Annotated in this window: 6 protein-coding genes; 4 read left to right on the plus strand and 2 right to left on the minus strand. The window is 70.8% G+C overall.

Features of this window, described 5'->3' with window-relative positions:
* The coding region (locus tag ACFWGZ_RS38845) for a hypothetical protein (RefSeq protein ID WP_382456593.1) at positions 1–457 on the plus strand (457 nt) is incomplete at its 5' end.
* Between the two features lie 38 nt (positions 458–495).
* Positions 496–894, plus strand: a complete 399-nt coding sequence (locus ACFWGZ_RS38850; RefSeq protein WP_382456594.1) for a hypothetical protein — start codon at positions 496–498, stop codon at positions 892–894.
* Here ACFWGZ_RS38850 and paaI read toward each other — a convergent pair.
* Together paaI and ACFWGZ_RS38860 are read right to left on the minus strand one after the other, a co-directional pair.
* Positions 833–1,219, minus strand: coding sequence for a hydroxyphenylacetyl-CoA thioesterase PaaI (gene paaI / locus ACFWGZ_RS38855; protein ID WP_382456595.1), 387 nt, complete (start codon positions 1,217–1,219; stop codon positions 833–835). The two genes, ACFWGZ_RS38850 and paaI, sit on opposite strands and share 62 nt — an antisense overlap.
* Positions 1,220–1,447: 228 nt before the next feature.
* Positions 1,448–2,776: a cellulose binding domain-containing protein gene (locus tag ACFWGZ_RS38860; protein ID WP_382456596.1), complete on the minus strand. Its 1,329-nt coding sequence runs from the start codon at positions 2,774–2,776 to the stop codon at positions 1,448–1,450.
* Positions 2,777–2,961: 185 nt separating this feature from the next.
* Between ACFWGZ_RS38860 and ACFWGZ_RS38865 the strand changes: the two genes are divergently transcribed.
* On the plus strand, positions 2,962–3,963 hold the full coding sequence (locus ACFWGZ_RS38865) for a methionine synthase (RefSeq protein ID WP_382456597.1): 1,002 nt from the start codon (positions 2,962–2,964) through the stop codon (positions 3,961–3,963).
* A 92-nt stretch (positions 3,964–4,055) separates the two neighbouring features.
* Positions 4,056–5,909 carry a glycoside hydrolase family 9 protein gene (locus ACFWGZ_RS38870; protein WP_382456598.1) on the plus strand — a complete coding sequence of 618 codons (1,854 nt, stop codon included), beginning with the start codon at positions 4,056–4,058 and terminating at the stop codon, positions 5,907–5,909.
* Positions 5,910–5,939 lie beyond the last annotated feature (30 nt).

A 5,939-nucleotide genomic window follows, 5' to 3' on the forward strand; every position in this document is an offset into this window, starting at 1 on the left:
GCGCGAGGCCGCGGAGTCGTTGCCGCGGCGCCGGCCGCTCGTCACCGACGACCCGGCGGAGTTCGCCCGCCTCACCCGCAAGGCGCTGAGCCACTACGGCGACCTCGGGAAGCTCGTCGCGAGCCCGTTGATCGCCCTCACCGCCGACGGCCCGCCACTGGACCGGGCCGCCCGGTTGAAAAGCCTGCTGCTGGCGAGCATCCGGCGGCTGAAGCCCGCGGACGGCGATTTCGGCACGAGTGACGAATGGCGTCATTACAACGCGCTGTACTTCTACTACGTCAAGGGAATCCGCCCGTATTCGGTGCGGACCAAACGCGAGGACCTCGACGCGGAAGACCGCCGGGCGTTGCAGTGGTTCGTCACGCAGGTGCCGGAGCGGACCCTGCACAACTGGCAGAACGCCGCCGCGCGCCTGGTCGCGGCCGACCTGATGGCAGGAGTTGGCAGCGTGTGACGTGGTTCTGGCAGCGCCGGCCGGGCGATCGTCGGGCCATGCTGAAATTCGCTTTGAAACTCGACGGCATCGCTTCCTCCGCCCTCGGTCTGCTAACCCTCCTGGTGCGCCCGGAGATCGGAATCCCGGTGGGCTGGCAGATCGGGCTCGGCTCGTTCTGCGTGCTCTACGGGCTGGGTGTCTTCTTCCTCGGCACCCGCACCGTTCCGGACCGCCGCGTCGTGCTGCTGGTGGTCGTCGGCAACGTCGTGTGGGCGCTGGACAGCGTTCTCACCGCGGAGCTGAGGTGGTTTCCGCTGACCGGTCCCGGCGTCGCCCTCGTGCTCGCCCAGGGGCTCGCCGTGCTCGGGTTCGCGGTGCTGCAGGCCGCCGGCCTCAGGAGCGCAGGGTCCGCGAGCGACCCCGGAACTCGGCCACGACCTCGCTCCCACGCCTGACCGTGATGTCGTAGATCCCGCTGCGGCCGAACCGGGTCCGTTCCACCGCCTCCGCCACCAGCTCGTCGCCCTCGTGCACGGGCCGGATGAAGTCGATCTCGGCCGTGGCGGCGACGGTGACGGACCCGGCCCGGTTGCAGGCGCAGGCGAACGCCGTGTCCGCGAGCAGGAAGAGGTACCCGCCGTGCGCGATGCCGTGGCCGTTGATCATGTTCTCGGCGACCACCATCCGCACCAGCGCGTACCCGTCGCGCAGGTCGACCGGCGTGATGCCGAGGGCGGAGGAGGCCTTGTCGGCGGCGAGCATCTCAGCAGGACCATTCATTCGTGGCAGCGTAATCACCCTGGCGGTGGTGTCACGCAGCGTTCACGCGGACTTACTGTCCGAATGCATGATCGCTCAACATCGGAGGTGGTCACCATGGGTGGTTGTTCGTGCTGCGGTGGGTGCACGGGTCCGGGCTGCGGATGCTGCAGCTCCTGCTGAGCGCCCTGACGCACTGAGGAAGGCCGGTGCGGAGCCCGCACCGGCCTTCGCTCCGCAGGGTGTGAATCAGCCCGTGTAGGCCTTGAACAGGTTCGTGAACTCCCAGGTGGACTGCGAGATTCCGCTGCACGTGGGCGAGACGCCGCCGCCGGGGCAGCCCTTGTCACGGCCGGCGGACCAGAACGCGACCCGTCCGACGTGGTTGGTCTTCGCGTAGTCGAGGACCTTGCGCGCGTCGTCCTGAGTCGTCGTCGGGCCCGTGTCGTTGCGTCCGATCATCGGCGTGAGACCGAGCAACGCCTTCAGTTGCGCGTCGGACTTCGACGGCCAGATGCCGCGCATCTGCCCGAGGGTGGCGTTGGCCGCGTTGACCATCGCGTCGCCCCAGTTGCCCGTGTAGCCGAAGTTCATCAGCATCGGGTTCACCAGCACGGTGACGCCCTTGGCGGCTGCGTCCTTCAGCACGTCCACCGAGTACGGGTCCATGCCGTAGTCCTGGCCCTGGATGCGCATCGTGTAGCTGACGGTGGTGCCGCGGGTGTCCTGCAGCTTCTTCAGCGCCGTGTTCACGACGCCCTGCGGGATCGTCGCCTCCACGTCCACGTCGATGCTGTTGGAGCCCACGGCGTCCAGCACCTTCACGTAGGCGTTGTAGAGGGCGTCGGCGGTGGAGCAGACGTGCTCGAGGTACGGGCCCATCGCGCCGCCGGTCGCGACGATCACGCTGCCGCCCTGGGCCTTCAGCGCCTTGGTGTCGTTCACGATCCGGCTGTCGGTCAGCGGGACCGTGCCGCCCCAGGCGGGGTCGCAGCCGGCCGACGAGCCCAGCGCGAACGCGAGCGTGAAGTGCTTCTGGCCGGTCGCGTTGGCCACGTCGACCAGTGACGGCGTCGGCATCGTGATGTCGATGTACGGCGCGACGCGCGCGCTGCCGGGTGTGGGCGGCACGTCGGACGTCGTGGTGGTGGGACCGGTGGTCGTCGTGGTCGTCGTCGTGGTGGTGGGGTTGGTGCCACCGCCGCACGGGACGCCGTTGAGCTTGCAGTTCGTCGGCAGGGCCGAGCCGCTCACCAGGAAACCGAAGCTCGTGGAGGCGCCCGCGCCCACGGTGCCGTTGTACTCGCGGTTCGTGAACGTGTGGTGGTTGCCGCTGCTGGTCAGCGTGGCGTCCCAGTAGGAGCCCACGGTGCCGGCGAGGTCGAACTCGAGCTTCCAGCCGGCCAGCGCGGTGGCGCCCGCGGTGATCGTGGCCTTGCCCTGGTAGCCGGAGCCCCAGGAGGAGTCCTGGCTGATCACCGCCGACTCACCGGCCGCGGAGGCGGTGGGGGCGAGCGCGACGAGACCGGCCACGAGTGCGGCAGCGGCCCCGGCGCAGAGGAGGGCGGAGCGGTTCATGGAGGGGTCCTTCCGGCAGGGAGAGGAAGGGAGCGGTGTGGGAACGCGGGGCGCGTCGCGTTCCCACACCACGTCTGTCGGGTGCTCGGACTGTCAGCACCTGCTCAGTCACGGTAAGTGGCCTAGACCACAGCGTCAATGGGTCTAGACCTCTTCTGTCTGCCGGACAGTGGAACAATTCGGCGGTGCGTGGAGCAACTGGAATCGGATCGCTGCCCGGAACCGACATCGACGAGGCGGCGAGAGTCATCGTCGGCGAGCTGCCGGAACTGCCGCACGTCCCGGAGCTGCCTGCGCGGGGAGTGGGCGCGGACATGGTCGGCCGCACCGCCGGCCTGCTCGTCGACCTCGCGATCGAGGTCGTCACGTCCGGGTACCGGGTGAACCCGCGGCCCGGCCGCGACCACCGGCGTGCCGTCGACCTGCTGCGCGGCGACCTGGACGCGTTCGACGAGGCGTTGGAACGCGCGGGCGCGCAGCCGTCGGTGGTGAAGGTGCAGGCAGTCGGGCCGTGGACCTTGATGTCGAACATCGAGCTGATGCGCGGCCATCGCGTGCTCACCGACCGCGGCGCCGTGAAGGAGTTCTCGGAGTCGCTGGCCGAGGGTCTGCGGCAGCACGCCGCCGAGGTCGCCAAGCGCACCGGGGCGAAGGTCGTCGTGCAGCTCGACGAACCGGGCCTGCCCGCCGTGCTGCAGGGCCTGCTCCCGACGCCGTCGAAGCTCGGCACCGTGCCCGCCGTGCCCGGCCCGGACGCCCGCGCCGTGCTGGCAACCGTGATCGAGGCCCTGGGCGACCACGAGGTGCTCGTGCACTGCTGCGCGCCGCAGCCGCCGCTGACGCTGCTGCGCGAGGCCGGGGCGAGCGCGATCTCGTTCGACGCGACGTTGATCAAGGGGGCGGAGGCGCTCGACGAGATCGGCGAGACCTGGGAGGCGGGCACGACGCTCGCGCTGGGCCTGGTCCCGAGCCTCGACCCCGGCGCGCCCGTGACGCTCAAGGACGTGGGGCAGCGGGCGTTCACGCTGACCGACCGGCTGGGCTTCCCGCGGTCGATCCTCTCCGAGAAGGCACTGCCCACCCCCACCTGCGGCCTGGCCGGCGCGACGTCGGCGTGGGTCAAGCGCGCGCTCTCGCTGACCCGCGACCTGTCCTCCGCGTTCGCGGAGCCGCCCGAGGGCTGGTGATGTCCGGTTCGGGCGGATACCCTGCTGCGCACTATTAGGAAACTTTCTTAACCGATGGCTCGAGGTCGGGGCCGGGACCGGGAGTTCCTCTCATGCGCATCAGACGTGCGGCGCTCGCCGCCGCAGTGCTCACCGGCGTCGTCGCGGCGCCCGCCCAGGCCGCACCGGCCGCGCACGTCCGGCTCGACCAGGTCGGGTTTGGCAACTCCGAGGCGAAGCACGCGTACGTCCTCGGCGGCGCCGCGAACGCCCGGTTCGCGGTCGTCGACGGCCGCGGCCGGACCGTGCTGACCGGCAGGACCGGCGCGTCGACGGGCGCGTGGAGCGAGAAGTTCCCCGCGGTGCACCCGATCGACTTCTCGCCGGTGAAGGCCTCCGGCACGTACCGGATCAAGGTCGGCGCGGCCGTGTCGCCGGCGTTCCGGATCGACTCGCCGCGCGCGCTGTTCGCGCCGGTCGCGCACAACACCGTCGAGTTCTTCCAGGCGCAGCGCGATGGCGCGGACGTGGTCCCGGGCAGGCTGAACCGCAAGCCCGCGCACCTCACCGACCGGTCCGCGATGGTCTACGAGGCACCGGTGTTCGCGGGCGAGGGCGGCGACGAGATCGCCGCGCCGCTGCAGCCGACCGGGACGCGGGTCGACCTCGAGGGCGGCTGGTTCGACGCGGGCGACTTCGTGAAGTTCACGCACGCGTCGTCGTACTCGACGGCGTCGATGCTGCTGGCGTTGCGCACCAAGCACGACGCCGCGTTGTACGAAGAGGCCAAGTTCGGCCTGAAGTGGCTCGACAAGGCGTGGGACGAGAAGACCGGCGTCCTGTACGCCCAGGTCGGCATCGGCACGGGGTCCGAGGAGTTCGGCTTCGTCGGCGACCACGACGTGTGGCGCCTGCCGGAGGCCGACGACCAGCTCGACGTGCGGCCGGGCGACAGCGAGTACTACATCAAGCACCGGCCCGTCTTCCGCGCCAACTCCGCCGGCGAGAAGATCAGCCCGAACCTGGCCGGCCGGGTCGCGGGCTCGTTCGCCCTGGCCGCGCAGATCGAGTCCACGCGCGACCCGCGTCTCGCCCGGTCGTACCTGGACAAGGCGGCGTCGCTGTTCGCCCTGGCCAAGACCTCGGACGTCGGCGAGCTCGTGACGGCGTTCCCGCACGCCTACTACCCCGAGGAGTCGTGGACCGACGACCTGGAGTTCGGCGCGACGCAGCTCGCGCTGGCCGCCAAGTCGTTGAACGACAAGCGCTACGAGTCCTTCGCCCGCGCCGCGGCGCACTGGGCGGCCGAGTTCCTGGCCACCGGCGACCCCGACACGTTGAACGTCTACAACATCTCCGCGCTGGGCCACGCCGACCTCGCGCCGTTGCTGAGGAAGGGCGTGCCCGGCGCCGAGGTGACCGAGCAGCAGGTCGTGGCCGACGTCGAACGGCAGCTGCGCAAGGGCGTCGAGGCCGCCCAGTCGTCGCCGTTCCGCACCGCCGCCGACGTCGGGACCTGGGACGTCGGCTCCCGCACGTTCGGCTACATCACCACGGCCGCGCTGCACCGGAAGCTCACCGGCTCGCAGCGGTACGCGACCTTCGGCACCCAGCAGCGCGGCTTCGCGCTCGGCACGAACGCGTGGGGCACGTCGCTGATCGTCGGCGTCGGCACGAAGTTCCCGCAGTGCCCCCACCACCAGGCGGCGAACCTGTCCGGTTCGTCGTCCGGCGGCGCGAAGGTGCTGGTCGGCGCGGTGATCAACGGCCCGAACGACGCCTCGCTGTTCGGCGACCTCGGCGAGATGCCCGCGGGGTCGGTGGACTGCACCAAGCCCTACACGCGCCAGTTCGACTCGGCGAGGTCCGTGTTCGCCGACGACCTGCGCTCGTGGCCGAGCTCCGAACCGGCCATCGACTTCACGGCGACGGGCGTGCTGGGCTTCTCGCTGATCGCGCACTCCTGAGCCGGGGCCGGCGCGAGTCCACTCCGGACT

Origin of the sequence: Lentzea sp. NPDC060358, assembly GCF_042725365.1 — a bacterium.
Lineage (GTDB): Bacteria > Actinomycetota > Actinomycetes > Mycobacteriales > Pseudonocardiaceae > Lentzea.